General features: G+C 72.9%; 13 protein-coding genes. 2 read left to right on the plus strand and 11 right to left on the minus strand.

Annotated elements, in window-relative coordinates; translation table 11 throughout:
- Window positions 1-58: 58 nt before the first annotated feature.
- The 8 genes from KBX06_RS09795 to rapZ all read right to left on the minus strand — a co-directional run bounded on the left by KBX06_RS09795 (window position 59) and on the right by rapZ (window position 7,180).
- Window positions 59-409 carry an RNA polymerase-binding protein RbpA gene (locus KBX06_RS09795; protein WP_210834087.1) on the minus strand — a complete coding sequence of 117 codons (351 nt, stop codon included), beginning with the start codon at window positions 407-409 and terminating at the stop codon, window positions 59-61.
- A 131-nt stretch (window positions 410-540) separates the two neighbouring features.
- On the minus strand, window positions 541-804 hold the full coding sequence (secG, locus tag KBX06_RS09800) for a preprotein translocase subunit SecG (protein WP_210834090.1): 264 nt from the start codon (window positions 802-804) through the stop codon (window positions 541-543).
- Window positions 805-899: 95 nt separating this feature from the next.
- Window positions 900-1,691: a triose-phosphate isomerase gene (gene tpiA, locus KBX06_RS09805; RefSeq protein WP_210834092.1), complete on the minus strand. Its 792-nt coding sequence runs from the start codon at window positions 1,689-1,691 to the stop codon at window positions 900-902.
- A complete protein-coding gene (gene pgk / locus KBX06_RS09810; RefSeq protein WP_210834094.1) occupies window positions 1,691-2,890 on the minus strand; it encodes a phosphoglycerate kinase in 1,200 nt (399 codons plus the stop codon). Before pgk ends, tpiA begins: the two co-directional genes overlap by 1 nt.
- Window positions 2,887-3,891 (minus strand): type I glyceraldehyde-3-phosphate dehydrogenase, encoded by a 1,005-nt coding sequence (gap, locus tag KBX06_RS09815; protein ID WP_210834101.1) that lies wholly within the window; start codon window positions 3,889-3,891, stop codon window positions 2,887-2,889. The genes pgk and gap overlap by 4 nt, the downstream gene beginning before the upstream one ends.
- 263 nt (window positions 3,892-4,154) lie before the next feature.
- On the minus strand, window positions 4,155-5,135 hold the full coding sequence (gene whiA / locus KBX06_RS09820; protein WP_210776688.1) for a DNA-binding protein WhiA: 981 nt from the start codon (window positions 5,133-5,135) through the stop codon (window positions 4,155-4,157).
- A gap of 54 nt (window positions 5,136-5,189) precedes the next feature.
- Window positions 5,190-6,296 carry a 2-phospho-L-lactate transferase CofD family protein gene (locus KBX06_RS09825; protein WP_210834103.1) on the minus strand — a complete coding sequence of 369 codons (1,107 nt, stop codon included), beginning with the start codon at window positions 6,294-6,296 and terminating at the stop codon, window positions 5,190-5,192.
- Window positions 6,293-7,180, minus strand: coding sequence for an RNase adapter RapZ (gene rapZ, locus KBX06_RS09830; protein WP_210834208.1), 888 nt, complete (start codon window positions 7,178-7,180; stop codon window positions 6,293-6,295). The genes KBX06_RS09825 and rapZ overlap by 4 nt, the downstream gene beginning before the upstream one ends.
- A 222-nt stretch (window positions 7,181-7,402) precedes the next feature.
- Here rapZ and recQ point away from each other — a divergent pair, with 222 nt between their 5' ends.
- Window positions 7,403-9,241 carry a DNA helicase RecQ gene (gene recQ, locus KBX06_RS09835; protein WP_210834106.1) on the plus strand — a complete coding sequence of 613 codons (1,839 nt, stop codon included), beginning with the start codon at window positions 7,403-7,405 and terminating at the stop codon, window positions 9,239-9,241.
- An 82-nt stretch (window positions 9,242-9,323) separates the two neighbouring features.
- On the opposite strand, the gene uvrC is transcribed toward recQ, so the two are convergent.
- Window positions 9,324-11,588, minus strand: a complete 2,265-nt coding sequence (gene uvrC, locus KBX06_RS09840; RefSeq protein WP_374225599.1) for an excinuclease ABC subunit UvrC — start codon at window positions 11,586-11,588, stop codon at window positions 9,324-9,326.
- Window positions 11,589-11,627: 39 nt separating this feature from the next.
- Between uvrC and KBX06_RS09845 the strand changes: the two genes are divergently transcribed.
- Window positions 11,628-12,905 (plus strand): MFS transporter, encoded by a 1,278-nt coding sequence (locus KBX06_RS09845; protein WP_210834111.1) that lies wholly within the window; start codon window positions 11,628-11,630, stop codon window positions 12,903-12,905.
- Window positions 12,906-13,006: 101 nt separating this feature from the next.
- Here the strand turns inward: KBX06_RS09845 and KBX06_RS09850 are convergent, their stop codons facing one another.
- Together KBX06_RS09850 and uvrA are read right to left on the minus strand one after the other, a co-directional pair.
- Window positions 13,007-13,489 carry a Rieske (2Fe-2S) protein gene (locus KBX06_RS09850; RefSeq protein WP_210834114.1) on the minus strand — a complete coding sequence of 161 codons (483 nt, stop codon included), beginning with the start codon at window positions 13,487-13,489 and terminating at the stop codon, window positions 13,007-13,009.
- 218 nt (window positions 13,490-13,707) lie between these two features.
- Window positions 13,708-16,647, minus strand: a complete 2,940-nt coding sequence (gene uvrA, locus KBX06_RS09855; protein WP_210834116.1) for an excinuclease ABC subunit UvrA — start codon at window positions 16,645-16,647, stop codon at window positions 13,708-13,710.
- Window positions 16,648-16,707 lie beyond the last annotated feature (60 nt).

Genomic DNA, 16,707 nt, shown 5'->3' on the forward strand with positions numbered 1-16,707 from the left:
CGCTATGCGTTAACAAGGGGCCCTTCCTTACACGCTGTGGGTGGAGCGCGGTCGCAGCCTAGGTGGTGGGACGGCCACGCCGGCGGCGCAGGGTGGCGAGGGCCTCGGCCAGGATGGCCGCCCCCTCCTCGGCGGTGCGCCGCTCCTTCACGTACGCCAGGTGGGTCTTGTAGGGCTCGGGCCGGACGCGGCCCGGCGGGTTCTGCGCGTCCCGGCCGGCCGGGACGCCGCACCGCGGGCAGTCCCACACCTTCGGCACCTCGACCTCGGCGGCGAGCCGGATCTCGGTGCGGTGGTCGTTGCGGCACCAGTACGCCACCGTCCGGCACGGGGCCGGCTGGTGGCGTTCGGCGCGGCGGTCGGACGCGGACCCGACCCGGGTGCCCGGGAAGACGTTGCCAATGGGCACGGCTGCTCGCTCCTGTCGTCGGAGGGGAACCGCCGCGGAGAGGGCGGCGGGCGACGCGGTGCAGCGGGTGGAACGAACTGCGCGCGGCCCGTCGGTGACGGACCGCGCGCAAATTGTACGACTTGGCGGGCTCAGACCGCGCCGCTGGACATCTGGAGGCGGAGCCAGAGCCCCAACCCGACGATGCAGGCGAACCAGACGATGCCCACCAGGACGGTGTAGCGGTCGAGGTTCTTCTCCGCCACCGAGGACCCGGCGAGGCTGGAGCTGACGCCACCGCCGAACATGCTCGACAACCCGCCGCCCTTACCACGGTGCAGCAGGATCAGCATGGTCAACAGAACGCTCGTGATGACCAGCAACACGATCAACGTGTATGCGAACCAGATCGGCATGGCTGGGGTCAGTCCTCTCGTTACGATCCTCGCCCGGGCAGATCGGGCACGGTGGCACCGACCGACGGACGGGCGGAGTCAAGGATAGCGAGCGATCAGCGGGAGATGTGCTCCGGGAACCGGCAGATCTTCGCGAACTCCTCGGCGTCCAGGCTGGCGCCGCCCACGAGCGCCCCGTCGACGTCCGGCTGGGCCATGATCGCCGCGACGTTGGCGGACTTGACCGACCCGCCGTAGAGCACCCGGACCTTGTCCGCGGTGTCCTGGCCGAAGGACTCGGCCAGCCGCTGACGGACCGCGCCGCACACCTCCTGGGCGTCGTCGGGGGTGGCCGTCTTGCCCGTGCCGATCGCCCAGACCGGCTCGTACGCCACCACGACCTTCGCCACCTGCTCGGCGGTCAGCCCCTTCAGGGCCCCGTCGAGCTGGTCGCTGCAGTGCGCCACGTGGGTGCCCTGGTCGCGGACGTCGAGCCCCTCCCCCACGCAGAGGATCGGGGTGAGCCCGTGGGTCAGCGCCGCCTGCACCTTGGCGTTGACGACCGCGTCGTCCTCGTGGTGGTAGGCCCGCCGCTCCGAGTGCCCGATCACGACGTAGGTGCAGCCGAGCTTCGCCAGCATGGAGCCGGAGATGTCGCCGGTGTAGGCCCCCGACGCGTGTGGCGACAGGTCCTGCGCGCCGTAGCCGATGAGCAGCTTGTCGCCGTCGACGGCGGTCTGCACCGTACGCAGGTCGGTGAACGGCGGCAGGACCACCGTCTCGACGTCGGTGAGCTGCTTCTCGGTGAGGCTGGCCGCCAGCTTCTGCACCAGCAGGTTGGCCTCGAGGTGGTTGCAGTTCATCTTCCAGTTGCCGGCCATCAGGGGCCGGCGGGTGACGCTCGCCATCAGTTCTCCAGGGCCGCGATGCCGGGGAGGGTCTTGCCCTCCAGGTATTCCAGGGAGGCGCCACCGCCGGTGGAGATGTGCCCGAAGGACGACTCGTCCAGCCCGAGCGCCCGTACGGCGGCTGCCGAGTCACCGCCACCGACGACGGTGAACGCGTCGGCCTTCGCGATCGTCTCGGCGATCCCCCGGGTGCCGTGGGCGAACGCCGGCATCTCGAACACGCCCATCGGGCCGTTCCAGAAGATCGTCCGCGCGCCCTTGAGGGCGGCGGCGAAGCCGGCGACCGTCTCCGGCCCGATGTCGAGCCCGACCCGCCTGCTCGGGATGCCGTCGGCCGGCACGGTGTCGTGCGCGGCGTCCGGCGCGAACGCGTCCGCGGCCACCACGTCGACCGGGAGCATGATCTTGCCCTCGGCGCGCTCCAGCAGGTTGCGGCAGGTCTCGACCATCTCCTCCTCCAGCAGCGAGGAGCCCACCTCGTGGCCCTGGGCCTTGAGGAAGGTGAAGCACATGCCGCCGCCGATGAGCAGCCGGTCGACCGTCGGCAGCAGCGCCTCGATCACCGCCAGCTTGTCGGAGACCTTCGAACCGCCGAGCACCACGATGTACGGGCGCTCCGGCTCGCCGGTCAGCCGGGACAGCACCTCCACCTCGCGCAGCACCAGGCGGCCGGCGACGTGCGGCAGCCGGGCCGGCACGTCGTGGACGCTGGCGTGCCTGCGGTGCACCGCGCCGAACGCGTCGTCGACGTAGGCGTCACCGAACGCGGCGAGCTGATCGGCGAAGGCGCCCCGCTCGGTGTCGTCCTTGCTGGTCTCACCGGCGTTGAAGCGCAGGTTCTCCAGCAGCGCGACCTCACCGTCGGCGAGCGCGTCCACGGCGGAGCGGGCGGACTCGCCGACGGTGTCGGTGGCGAAGCGCACCGACGCGCCGAGCAGATCGCCGAGGCGCCCGGCGACCGGGCGCAGGCTGAACTGCGGGTCCGGGGTGCCCTTCGGGCGGCCCAGGTGCGAGCAGACGACCACCTTGGCGCCGGCTGCGGTGAGGGCGCTCAGGGTGGGCAGCACGGCGCGGATCCGGCCGTCGTCCGTGATGTCACCGGTCTGCTTGTCGAGCGGGACGTTCAGGTCGGCGCGCACCAGCACGCGCCGACCTGACACCCCCTCGGCGAGCAGGTCGTCGAGGGTACGGATGCTCACAGCGACTGACCGACCAGCTTGACCAGGTCGACCAGGCGGTTCGAGTAGCCCCACTCGTTGTCGTACCAGCCGACGACCTTGACCTGGTTGCCGACGACCTTGGTCAGCGGCGCGTCGAAGATGCACGACGCCGGGTCGGTGACGATGTCGGCGGAGACGATCGGGTCCTCGTTGTAGACCAGGACGCCCTTGAGCGGGCCCTCGGCGGCGGCCTTCAGCGCGGCGTTGACCTCGTCCACCGTGGTCTCCCGGGCGACGTCGACGGTGAGGTCGGTGGCCGAGCCGGTCGGGATCGGCACCCGCAGCGCGTAGCCGTCCAGCTTGCCCTTCAGCTCCGGCAGCACCAGGCCGATGGCCTTCGCCGCGCCGGTCGAGGTCGGCACGATGTTCAGCGCGGCGGCGCGGGCGCGACGCAGGTCGGAGTGCGGCGCGTCCTGGAGGTTCTGGTCCTGGGTGTACGCGTGGATCGTCGTCATCAGACCGTGCTGGATGCCGAACGTGTCGTGCAGGACCTTCGCCATGGGCGCGAGGCAGTTGGTGGTGCAGGACGCGTTCGAGATGATGGTGTGCTTGGCCGGGTCGTACTGGTCGTGGTTGACGCCCATGACGACCGTGACGTCCTCGTTCTTCGCCGGGGCGGAGATGATGACCTTCTTGGCCCCGCCGTCGACGTGCGCCTTCGCCTTGGTGGCGTCGGTGAAGAAGCCGGTGGACTCGATGACGACGTCGACGCCGACCTCACCCCACGGCAGCTTCGCCGGGTCCTTCTCGGCGTACGCCTTGATGGTCCTGCCACCCACGGTGATCTCGTCGGCGGTGGCCTTCACCTCGTGCGGGAGCCGGCCCAGGATGCTGTCGTACTTGAGCAGGTGGGCGAGCGTCGCGTTGTCGGTCAGGTCGTTGACCGCCACGACCTCGATGTCAGCGCCGGACGCCAGCACTGCCCGGAAGAAGTTGCGGCCGATCCGGCCGAAGCCGTTGATGCCAACCCGGATGGTCACAGGTCCCATCTCCTTGCGTTCTGGTCCGCCGGCGTAAGACCCGGGCCGGCGGAGGTGTGTGCGCCGACCGTTGGAGCCGGCCGTTGACGGTTCATCTCGGCCACCCCGCCGCGGTCTCGAAGGACCTGACCGCCCGAGGCGGTGTGCACGGCGAGGAGTGCCTGTGCCGGCCTCCTTGCCGTACGCAGCGACCCTATCCGAGCGTGTGGCGCAGTGCAGCGTCGGGTGGTGACCCCACCGCACCGCCGACCCGCTCCGTCCTATCAGACCACGAGCATGTCGGGCGTGACGGCCGCTTCCGTATCCGGGATGCCCAGGTCCCGGGCCCGCTTGTCGGCCAGGGCCAGCAACCGGCGGATCCGGCCGGCGATCGCGTCCTTGGTCAACGGCGGGTCGGCCAGCGCGCCCAGTTCCTCCAGCGACGCCTGCCGGTGCTCCAGGCGCAGCCGGCCGGCCGAGGTGAGGTGGTTGGGCGCGTCCTCGGCGAGGATCTCCAGCGCCCGGGTCACCCGCGCGGCGGCGGCGACCGCGGCCCGCGCGGAGCGGCGCAGGTTGGCGTCGTCGAAGTTGGCCAGCCGGTTCGCCGTGGCCCGCACCTCGCGGCGCACCCGGCGCTCCTCCCAGGCCAGCACACTGGAGTGGGCGCCGATCCGGGTGAGCAGCGCGGCGATCGCGTCGCCGTCCTTGACCACCACCCGGTCCACGCCGCGCACCTCGCGGTTCTTGGCGGTGATGCCGATCCGCCGGGCCGCGCCCACCAGGGCCAGCGCGGACTCCGGCCCGGGGCAGGTGATCTCCAGCGCGCTGGAGCGGCCCGGCTCGGTCAGCGAGCCGTGCGCCATGAACGCGCCGCGCCAGGCCGACACCGCGCAGCAGACGTTCGCGGCGACGACGTGCGGCGGCAGGCCCCGCACCGGGCGCCCCCGCACGTCGAGCAGGCCGGTCTGCCGCGCGAGGGCCTCACCGTCCTTGACGACCCGCACGATGAAGTGGCTGCCCTTGCGCAGGCCGCCGGACGCGAGCACGTGGATCTCGCTCGGATAGCCGTAGACCTCCGCGACCTCCCGCCGCAGCCGTCGGGCCACCGCCCCCGTGTCGAGTTCGGCCTCCACCACGACCCGACCGGAGACGATGTGCAGCCCGCCGGCGAAGCGCAGCAGCGCCGCCATCTCCGCCCGCCGGCAGCAGGGCTTGGGCACGTCGACCCGACTCAGCTCGTCCTTGACCGCAGCCGTCATCGCCATTGTGCGTCCCCTCACGGACCTGTTCCGGCGTGTCGCCGGAGATTACGTACGTGTCTAACGATCGGCGCCCAGGACAGGCACCAGTGCGGCGCCCAGGGCGGCCGGATCATGACGGGGAGTGCCGTCGGTGACCGCGACGGGAGCGAGGACCAGGCGGGCGCCCAGCGATTCTGCCGCACGTGCGACCGGTTCGGGGTCACCCGCCGCCTTGGAATCGGCGACCACACGGTCGACCCTCAGCTCCGGCAGGTACGCGCGCAGCGCGGCCAGGTGGTCGGCCTGGGAGAGCCCGGAGGTCTCCTTCTCGGCGGCGAGGTTCAGCGTGACGAGCCGCCGCGCCGGGCTGGCCACGATCGCGGCGGCGAGCTGCGGCACCAGCAGGTGCGGCAGCACACTCGTGTACCAACTGCCCGGCCCGAAGATCAGCCAGTCGGCCGCGCCGATCGCGGTGACCGCCTGCGGGCAGGCCTCCGGCGCGACCGGGGTGAGCCGCAACGACTCCACCCGGCCCGTGGTCACCGCGACCTGGTGCTGGCCGGTGACCGTGCGCACCTCGTCCGGCCGGCGCGGGTCGGCGCCGCGCACCCGCGCCTCGATCCCCACCGGCTCGCACGACATCGGCAGCACCCGGCCCACCGCGCCGAGCATCGCGCCGGCGTGCTCCAGGGCGGCCACCGGGTCGCCGAGCAGCTCCATCAGCCCGCAGAGCACCAGGTTGCCCACCGCGTGCCCGGCCAGCCCGGCGCCCCGATCGGCCGCGCCGGCACTCCCCCGTCCACCGTCCACGCCGGCACCCTGCGGAAAGGAAGGGGCCCTTCCTATACCGGAAACGTGAGGAAGGGGCCCTTCCAATCGGCTCACGGTGCCGGACGGGTCGTCGGCGCGCGGCGGCGGCACCTCGGCGAAGCGGTGCTGGAAGAGCTTGGCACTGCGCCGGGTGGCCGGGTGGTCCCCGGCCAGCGCGGCCAGCGCCTGCCGCAGGTCGCCCGGGGGCAGGCCGCCCCGCTCGGCCCGCAGCCGGCCGCTGGAGCCGCCGTCGTCGCCGACGGTGACCACCGCCGTGATGTCGAGGTCCAGCTCGGGCGCGCAGCGGCGCAGGGCGCGCAGCGAGGCGGACAGGCCGTGCCCGCCGCCGAAGGCGACAACGCGCGTCGCCGTCACTCGCGCCCCAGGTCGCGGTGCTGGGCGTTGGCGGCCAGACCGGAGTGGCGCAGCCGGGCGGCCAGCTCCTCGGAGATGGCGACGCTGCGGTGCTTGCCGCCCGTGCAGCCGACCGCCACGGTCAGGTAGCGCTTGCCCTCCCGCTCGAAGCCGACGGTGGTGGCGTTGACCAGGTCGGCGTACGACCCGACGAAGGCGTCCGCGCCCTCCTGACCCAGCACGTACGAGCTGACCGCCTCGTCGCGGCCGGTGTGCTCGCGCAGCTCCGGCACCCAGTACGGGTTCGGCAGGAACCGGGCGTCGAGCACGAAGTCGGCGTCCGGCGGCAGGCCGTACTTGAAGCCGAAGGAGAGCACGGTGACGCGCAGCCGGCGGGCGTCCTCGCCGCCGAAGAGCTCCTCGACGCGGCGGCGCAGCTGGTTGACGTTCAGGTGACTGGTGTCGATGATCACGTCCGCCTGGTCGCGGGCCTCCTCCAGCAGGCCGCGCTCGACCGCGATGCCGTCGGCGAGCCGCCCGTCGCCCTGCAACGGGTGCGAACGCCGGACGCTCTCGAACCGCCGGATCAGCACCTCGTCGTCGGCGTCGACGAAGACCACCCGGGGCGAGAAGCCGCGCTCCTTCAGCTCCCGGATCGCCCCCGCCAGGTCGGTGGAGAAGGCACGCGAGCGCACGTCCAGCACCATCGCCGTGCGCCGGGCCGCCCCGCCCGCCTTGAACGCCAGCTCGGCCATGTCGAGCATCAGCGCCTGGGGCAGGTTGTCCACCACGTAGAACCCGACGTTCTCCAACGCCCTCGCCACCGTGCTGCGACCGCCGCCGGAGAGCCCGGTGACCACCACCAGGGTGGTGTCCGACTCGGCCGGTGTCTGCTGCCCGGTCACCGTCACGCTCCGTTCCTCGGCCGTACGCGCCTCGCTCACCCGCTACCCCCAAGCCGTGGCGCCGCGGCCGGCGCCCCCGGCCGCGCGTGGTCAATCAGCGACTCTATCCCGCCGGGCCGGGCCGACCGTCGTACGCCCGCGACGGCGCGGCCCGGCGGCCACCCGGCGCGTCCCGCCCGCTCGCCTGCACGGGCTGTCGGGGGAGGTTCGTAGAATCCCCGGATGGCTTCCCCCACCGACCTGCGCTCCGCCGACGCCCTGGAGGTGCTGGGCCGCGTCTTCGGCTACGACGCCTTCCGCGGCTTCCAGCAGGAGGTCGTCGACCACGTGGTGGCCGGCGGCGACGCGCTGGTCCTGATGCCCACGGGTGGCGGCAAGTCGCTGTGCTACCAGATCCCGGCCCTGCTCCGCGAGGGTGTGGCGGTGGTGGTCTCCCCGCTGATCGCGCTGATGCAGGACCAGGTCGACGCGCTGACGGCGGTCGGCGTACGGGCGGGTTTCCTCAACTCCACCCAGGATCTCGACGCCCGCCGCGTGGTGGAGCACGCGTTCGTCGCCGGTGGGCTGGACCTGCTCTACCTCGCCCCCGAGGCGTTGGGCACCCGGGGGGTGCAGCAGCTGCTCGACCGGGGCCGGATCGCCCTGTTCGCCATCGACGAGGCGCACTGCGTGTCGCAGTGGGGCCACGACTTCCGCCCTGACTACCTCGCCCTGTCGATGCTGCATGAGCGCTGGCCCGACGTGCCCCGCATCGCGCTGACCGCCACCGCGACCAGCGCGACCCGCGACGAGATCGCCACCCGGCTCAAGCTCACCGACGCCCGGCACTTCGTGGCCAGCTTCGACCGGCCCAACATCCAGTACCGGATCGTGCCCAAGCGCGAGCCGCGCAAGCAGCTGCTCAGCCTGCTGCGCGACGAACACCCCGGTGACGCCGGCATCGTCTACTGCCTGTCGCGCGCCTCGGTGGACAAGACGGCGGAGTTCCTCACCGCCAACGGTGTCGCCGCGCTGCCCTACCACGCGGGGCTCGACGCGGCGACCCGCGCGCGCAACCAGCAGCGCTTCCTGCGCGAGGACGGCCTGGTCATGGTGGCGACCATCGCGTTCGGCATGGGCATCGACAAGCCCGACGTCCGCTTCGTCGCCCACCTCGACCTGCCCAAGTCGGTCGAGGGCTACTACCAGGAGACCGGCCGCGCCGGGCGGGACGGCCTGCCGTCGACCGCCTGGCTGGCGTACGGGCTCCAGGACGTGGTGCAGCAGCGCAAGATGATCGAGACCTCCGACGGGGACCTCGCCCACCGGCGCAACCTCGCCGCCCACCTCGACGCGATGCTCGCCCTCTGCGAGACGGTCCGCTGCCGGCGCGGCCAGTTGCTCGACTACTTCGGCGAGCAGGCGAGGGCCGCCTGCGGCAACTGCGACACCTGCCTCAGTCCGCCGGAGTGCTGGGACGGCACCGTCGCGGCGCAGAAGCTGCTCTCCACGGTCTTCCGGCTCGACCGGGAACGCAACCAGCGCTTCGGCGCGGGGCACTGCGTCGACATCCTGCTCGGCCGCGCGACCGACAAGGTCACCCAGTACGGCCACGACTCGCTGACCGTCTTCGGCATCGGCAGCGAGCTGCGCGAGGCCGAGTGGCGCGGCGTGGTGCGGCAACTGCTGGCCGAGGGGTTGCTGACCGTCGAGGGCGACTACGGCACGCTGGCCCTCACCGAGGCCAGCGCAGAGGTGCTGGGCCGCCGCCGCACGGTGATGATGCGCCGCGAGCCGGAGAAGGTCGCCTCGTCCCGGGCGGCCAAGCCGCGTGGGGCGGCCACCGTCGTCGCCGAGCTGTCGCCGAGCGCCGCCGGGGTCTTCGAGCGGCTGCGCGCCTGGCGCGGGGCCACCGCCAAGGAGCAGGGCGTGCCGGCGTACGTGATCTTCCATGACGCCACGCTGCGGCAGATCGCCACCGACGCGCCCACGTCACTGGCCGGGCTGTCGGCGGTCAACGGCGTCGGCGAGAACAAGCTCGCGAAGTACGGCGAGCAGATCCTGGCCGTCCTGGCCGAGTGACCGGCCGGGCGCGCACCCCGCCCGTCAGAGGGCCGCTCGGCTGAGCCACCGGCCGAGCGCCGGCCGGACGGCGGCGCAGTGGTCACTCCCCAGCCGGGGCCTTCGCCCCGCCGCCCAGCGCGGCGAGGATCGCCTCGGCGGTGCGCCGGCCCACGCCGGGCACCTCGGTGATCTCCTCCACGGTGGCCGCGGAGAGCCGCTTGAGCGAGCCGAAGTGCCGCAGCAGCGCCTTGCGCCGCACCTCCCCCAGGCCGGGCACGCTGTCCAGCGCCGAGGAGGTCATCCGCTTGGAGCGCCGCTGCCGGTGGAAGGTGATGGCGAAGCGGTGCGCCTCGTCGCGCACCCGTTGCAGCAGGTAGAGGCCCTCCGAGGTGCGCGGCAGGATGACCGGGAACTCGTCGTCGGGCAGCCAGACCTCCTCCAGCCGCTTGGCCAGCCCGCACAGCGCCACGTCGTCGACGCCCAGCTCCGCCAGGGCCTGGGCCGCCGCCGCGACCTGCGGCGCGCCGCCGTCGACCACCACCAGCTGCGGCGGGTACGCGAACCGGCGCGGCCGCCCGGTGGTCGGGTCGATCAGGACGCCGACCCTGGGCTCATCGGGCCCCGTCGGGGCGACGGGGTCGTCGGCCGGCTCGACGAGGTCCTCCGGCGCGGCCTGCCCGGCCGGGGCGACGGGGTCGTCGGCCGGCTCGACGAGGTCCTCCGGCGCGGCCTGCCCGGCCGGGGCGACGGGGTCGTCGGCCGGCTCGACGCCCGCCTCGCCGGTCTCGGCGCGGGCGTCGAGGTAGCGGGCGAAGCGGCGGCGCAGCACCTCCGACATGGCGGAGAGGTCGTCGGTGGCGCCCCGGATGATGAAGCGCCGGTATTCGCTCTTGCGGGGCAGCCCGTCCTCGAAGACGACCATGCTCGCCACCACGTCGGTGCCCTGCATCTGCGAGATGTCGAAACACTCGATGCGCAGCGGCGAGGTGCGCAGGTCGAGCGCCTCGGTGATCTCGTCGAGCGCCTTGCTGCGGGTGGTCAGGTCGCCGGCCCGGCGCAGCTTGTGCCGGGCGAGGGCGTCCTTGGCGTTGCGCTCGACGGTCTCCAGCAGGGAACGCTTGTCGCCGCGCTGCGGCACCCGCAGGCTCACCCGGCTGCCCCGGTGACCGGAGAGCCAGTCGGCCAGGGCCTCGGCGTCGGCGGGCAGCGCCGGCACGAGCAGCTCGCGGGGCACGTCGGCCTCGCCCTGCTCGCCGCCGTAGACCTGGGTGCAGAAGTGGTGCACCAGGTCGCCGGTGCTCAGCTCCTCGGTCTTCTCCACCACCCAGCCGCGCTGCCCACGTACCCGGCCGTCGCGCACGTGGAAGACCTGGACGGCCGCTTCGAGCGGGTCGTCGGCGAACGCCACCACGTCGGCGTCGGTGCCGTCGCCGAGCACCACGGTCTGCTTCTCCATGGCCCGACGCAGCGCGGCCACGTCGTCGCGCAGCCGGGCCGCCCGCTCGAACTCCAACTGCTCGCTGGCCTCGGTCATCTCCCGTTCCAGCTTGCGGACCATGGTGTCGGTGCGGCCGGCCATGAAGTCGCAGAAGCCGTCGACGATCTCCCGGTGCCGCTCGGGGGTGACGCTGCCGACGCAGGGGGCCGAGCACTTGCCGATGTAGCCCAGCAGGCAGGGGCGGCCGACCTGTCCGGCCCGCTTGAACACCCCGGCCGAGCAGGTGCGCGCCGGGAAGACCCGCAGCAGCAGGTCGAGCGTCTCGCGGATCGCCCAGGCGTGCGAGTAGGGCCCGAAGTAGCGCACCCCCTTGCGCTTGGCGCCCCGCATCACCTGCAACCGGGGGAACTCCTCGTCGAGGGTGACCGCGAGGTAGGGGTAGGACTTGTCGTCGCGGTAGCGGACGTTGAAACGCGGGTCGTACTGCTTGATCCAGGTGTATTCGAGCTGGAGCGCCTCGACCTCGGTGCCCACGGTGACCCAGTCCACCGACTCGGCGGTGGTGACCATCTGCTGGGTGCGCTGGTGCAGGCCCCACAGGTCGGCGAAGTAGGAGTTGAGGCGGCTGCGCAGGTTCTTCGCCTTGCCGACGTAGATCACCCGGCCGGTGCCGTCGCGGAACCGGTAGACCCCGGGTGACTCCGGGATGGTGCCGGGGGCGGGACGGTAGGTCGAGGGGTCAGCCACGCCAGCAAGCGTAGTCCGCACCCCCGACAGCCCTCCGGGACGCCGTTCCGCCCCGACGCCGGAGATCGAGGGCGCCGCCGCGCCGGAGGCCGGGGCGCCGCGGCGCCGGAAACCCGGCCGCTGCGAAGTGCCGGAAGCCCGGCTTATTGCGGTGCCGGCGGAGCCGGCCCCGGCTAGCATCCGCCCCTGGCCGGGCAGACGCGAGGAGGCACGGGGGACATGGACGCACACCCCGGGGGACGCAGCCGAGGGGGCGCCGTCCTCGTGGCGGCCCTCACCGTCGACTCGATCGGCAACGGGCTGTTCCTGCCCCTGTCGCTGGTGTACTTCCTGCGGCTGACCGACGTGCCGCTGGCGCTGCTCGGGGTGCTGCTCAGCGCGGCGACCGTGCTCACCCTGCCGGTGCCGCTCTGGGCGGGCTCGCTGGCCGACCGGCTGGGGGCGTTGCCGGTGGTCGTCGCCTCCCAGTTGCTGCAGGCGGCCGGCTATCTGGCGTACGCCTGGGTGAGCGGGCCGGTCGGCGTCTTCGCGGCGGCGGCGCTGGTCGCCGTCGGCGTACGGTTCTTCTGGTCCACGATCTTCACGGCGGTCGCCGACCACGCCGACGGCAGGCCGGACGGCTGGGCCCGCGACACCTGGTACGCGATCAGCAACGGCGCCCGTACCGCCGGCCTGGCGGTCGGGGGCCTGACCACCGGCGTGGTGGTGGCCGACGGGCGGACGGTCACCTACCGCGCGGTGGCCTACGCGGCGGCGGCCTGCTTCGCCCTCGCCGCCGTGCTCATCGCCGCGTGCGTGCGGATCCCACCGCCCCCCGCCCGCCCGGCGGGTCCGGCGCCGGGCGGGTACGCCACCCTGGTCCGGGACCGGCCGTTCCTGGCCCTCATCGGCCTGAACACCGTCTTCGCGCTGAGCAGCATGATGCTCGGCCTGGCCCTGCCCACGGTGATGCTCACGGACCTTCGGGGTCCCGCGTGGCTGACCTCCGGCATCCTGGCCGGCAACGCCTTCCTCGTCGCACTGCTGTCCGCGCCCGTCGGCGCCCGCCTGCCGCGCCACCGCCGCACCCGCGCGGTCGCCCTGGCGGCGGCCCTGTGGACGGTCTGGGGGCTCGCCATGGCCGCCCTGGGCCCGGGGCGCCTCGGCGTGGTGGCCGCGCTGCTGGTCACGGCGACGCTGCTGTTCACCGTCGCGGAGGTGGTGCACGCGCCGGCCTCCGCCGCGCTGGCGGCGGCCGCCGCACCGGTCGCCGCCCGGGGCCGCTACCTGGCGGCCTTCCAGTACTCCTTCGCCATCGCCTCGATGCTCGCACCGGCCTTCTTCGGCACCCTGTACGAGGTCGACACCGCCGCGCCCTGGCTGGCGCTGGCGCTGCTCAACGCCCTCGGCGTCGCCGGCGTCCTGCTGCTGGAACGGCGCCTGCCGCCGCGCGCCCTGTGCGGGCAGCCGGCAGCGGGCCAGCGACCGAGGGCCGCCGCGAGCGCCACGACGCGGTGACCGGGCCCGTCTGCGGACCGCCCGGGGCCGGCGGGCCGCCGGCCCCGCTCGCCCCGGCCGCCGGCCCCGCTCGCCCCGGCCGCCGGCCCCGCTCGCCCCGGTCAGGCCAGCGAGATCCGGTCGCCGGTGACCTTCACGTTCTTCGGCGGGAGCGGCTTGGTGGCCGGGCCGCCCTTGACCGAGCCGTCCTCGATCGAGAACTTGCTGAAGTGACAGGTGCAGTTGATGGTGCCGCCGTCGACGCTCGTCACCGGGCAGCCCTGGTGGGTGCAGATCGAGTCGAAGCCCTTGAACTCGCCCTCGCGGGGCTGGGTGATCACCACGCCCTGGGCGGGATAGACGGTGCCGCCGCCGACCGGGATGTCAGCCGTACGGGCCAGCGACTGCGCGCCCTCGCGGTCGCCGCCGCCGGCGTCACCGGTGCTGGGCACCGGCGGGCCGCCACTGGTCGGGGCCGCCGTGTCGCCGGAGTCGTCGCTGCCGCAGGCGGCCAGGACCACCGCCGCCCCGACGGCGCCCGCGCCCGTGAGGAGAGCGCGACGCGTCCGCGTCGCCGGCCCGGTCAGCCCCTGATCGTCACTCATGCCTCGCCCTTCTCTCGGCTGCCGCCGCCTGGTCATGATCCGCGGCCACACTCGGGTACACGGATCACTCTGCCCGACGGTTCACCCGATCGGCGACCGGAGGTCACCCGGGCGGGCCCTGGGCCCGCCCGGGTGGTGCCCGGTCAGCGGTCCGCCCGCACCGGCGGCCGGATGGCGCGGCCGGACAACTGCCCGAGGTCCGGCCGGGAGGCTCGTCGTCAGCGTGCCCCGGCCGGCACCTTGCGGGCGCGGGACTTCGTGCCGTTGGCCTTGGCCGCCCGGGAGGTGGCCGCCGCCGCGCCCTTCGCCTCGCCGTCGAGCTTGAGCACCTGACGCAGGAACTGGCCCGTGTGGCTGCCGGGCACCTCGGCGACCTCCTCGGGGGTGCCGGTGGCGAGCACCGTGCCGCCCCGGTGGCCGCCCTCGGGGCCCATGTCGATCAACCAGTCGGCCGTCTTGATCACGTCGAGGTTGTGCTCGATGGTGATCACCGTGTTGCCCTTGTCGACCAGCCCTTCGAGCACCATCAGCAGCTTGCGGATGTCCTCGAAGTGCAGGCCGGTGGTCGGCTCGTCGAGGACGTAGACCGTCCGCCCGGTCGAGCGCTTCTGCAACTCGGAGGCGAGCTTGACCCGCTGCGCCTCGCCGCCGGAGAGCGTGGGCGCGGGCTGGCCGAGCCGTACGTAGCCGAGGCCGACGTCGACCAGCGTCCTGAGGTGCCGGTGGATGGCGGGGATGGCGGAGAAGAACTCGGCCGCCTCCTCGATCGGCATCTCCAGCACGTCGGAGACGGTCTTGCCCTTGTAGTGCACCTCCAGGGTCTCCCGGTTGTAGCGGGCGCCCTTGCAGACCTCGCACGGGACGTACACGTCGGGCAGGAAGTTCATCTCGATCTTGATCGTGCCGTCGCCGGAGCACGCCTCGCAGCGACCGCCCTTGACGTTGAACGAGAACCGGCCGGGGCCGTACCCCCGGACCTTGGCCTCGGTGGTCTCGGCGAAGAGCTTGCGGACGTGGTCCCAGACCCCCGTGTAGGTGGCCGGGTTGGACCGCGGCGTGCGGCCGATCGGCGACTGGTCGACGCCGACCACCTTGTCGACGTGCTCCAGCCCCGAGACCCGGGTGTGCCGGCCGGGGACCAGCCGGGCCCCGTTGATCTGGTTGGCCAGCACCGCGTAGAGGATGTCGTTGACCAGCGTCGACTTGCCGGAGCCGCTGACCCCGGTGACGGCGATGAGCTGGCCCAGCGGGAACGCCACGGTCAGGTTGCGCAGGTTGTGCTCGCGCGCGCCGTGCACCACCAGTTCCCGGTCCGGGGTCTGCGGGCGGCGCTCCTGCGGCGTCGGGATCGACCGGCGGCCCGACAGGTAGGCCCCGGTCACCGACTCCGGGTTCTCCAGCAGCGCCGGCACGGAGCCGCTGTGCACGATCTTGCCGCCGTGCTCGCCCGCGCCCGGGCCGATGTCGACGATCCAGTCGGCGGTACGGATCGTGTCCTCGTCGTGCTCGACCACGATCAGCGTGTTGCCCAGGCCGCGCAGCCGGATCAGGGTCTCGATCAGGCGGTGGTTGTCGCGCTGGTGCAGCCCGATCGACGGCTCGTCGAGGACGTAGAGCACCCCGACCAGGCCGGAGCCGATCTGGGTGGCCAGCCGGATGCGCTGCGCCTCGCCGCCGGAGAGGGTGCCGGCCGGGCGGTCCAGGGAGAGGTAGTCGAGACCGACGTCGAGCAGGAACTTCAACCGGGCGTTGATCTCCTTGAGCACCCGTTCTGCGATCAACTTCTGCCGGTCGGTCAGCTCGATGCCGGCGAGCAGGTCCGCGGCCTCGCCGACGGACAGGTTGCAGACCTCGGCGATGCTCCGGCCGGCCAGGGTGACCGCGAGCACCTCCGGCTTGAGTCGGGCGCCACCGCAGGCCGCGCAGGGCACGTCGCGCATGTAGCCCTCGTACTTCTCCCGCGACCACTCCGACTCGGTGTCGGTGTGCCGGCGCTCGATCCACTGCACCACGCCCTCGAAGCCGGTGTAGTAGGAGCGCTCGCGGCCGAACTTGTTGCGGTAGCGCACGTGCACCTGGTCGTCGGAGCCGTGCAGGATCGTCTTCTGCGCCCGCGACGGCAGGGCCCGCCACGGTGTGTCGACGTCGAAGTGCTCGGCGGCGCCGAGGGCCTCCAGCAGGCGCAGGAAGTATTCCAGGTTGTGCCCGGTCGACCAGGGCTGGACCGCGCCGTCGCGCAGGGTGCGCTCCGGGTCGGGGACGACCAGCTCCGGGTCGACCTCCTTCTTCGTGCCGAGGCCGGTGCACTCGGTGCACGCGCCGTAGGGCGCGTTGAAGGAGAAGACCCGGGGCTCCAGGTCCTCGATCGCGAGCGGGTGGTCGTTGGGGCACGCCAGGTGCTCGGAGTAGCGCCGCTCGCGCTCCGGGTCGTCCTCGGGCAGGTCGACGAAGTCGAGCAGGACCAGGCCGTTGGACAGGCCCAGGGCGGCCTCGACCGAGTCGGTCAGCCGCTGCTTGGCGCTCGGCTTGACCGTGAGGCGGTCGATCACCACCTCGATCGTGTGCTTCTCCTGCTTCTTGAGCTTCGGCGGCTCGGTCAGCGGGTGCACCACGCCGTCGACCCGCGCCCGGGCGTAGCCCTTGGCCTGCAGCTCGGCGAAGAGGTCGACGTATTCGCCCTTACGGCCGCGCACCACCGGCGAGAGCACCATGAACTTGGTGCCCTCGGCCATCGCGAGGACCCGGTCGACGATCTGCTGCGGGGTCTGCCGGGAGATCCGCTCGCCGCAGACCGGGCAGTGCGGCTCGCCGATGCGGGCGAAGAGCAGCCGGAGGTAGTCGTAGACCTCGGTGATGGTGCCCACCGTCGAGCGCGGGTTGCGCGAGGTGGACTTCTGGTCGATGGAGACCGCCGGGCTCAGGCCCTCGATGAAGTCGACGTCCGGCTTGTCCATCTGGCCGAGGAACTGTCGCGCGTACGACGACAGCGACTCGACGTAGCGGCGCTGCCCCTCGGCGAAGATCGTGTCGAAGGCCAGGCTCGACTTGCCCGACCCCGAGAGCCCGGTGAACACGATCAGGGCGTCCCGGGGCAGGTCGAGACTGACGTCACGCAGGTTGTGCTCGCGCGCGCCACGGATGATCAGTCGGTCGGCCACTGTCCGTGTACTCCCGGGTGAAGAAGATGAGGAGGAATTGTCCGCTCCAAGGCTGGTCTG

Origin of the sequence: Micromonospora sp. C31, assembly GCF_018070575.1 — a bacterium.
Taxonomy (GTDB): domain Bacteria; phylum Actinomycetota; class Actinomycetes; order Mycobacteriales; family Micromonosporaceae; genus Micromonospora.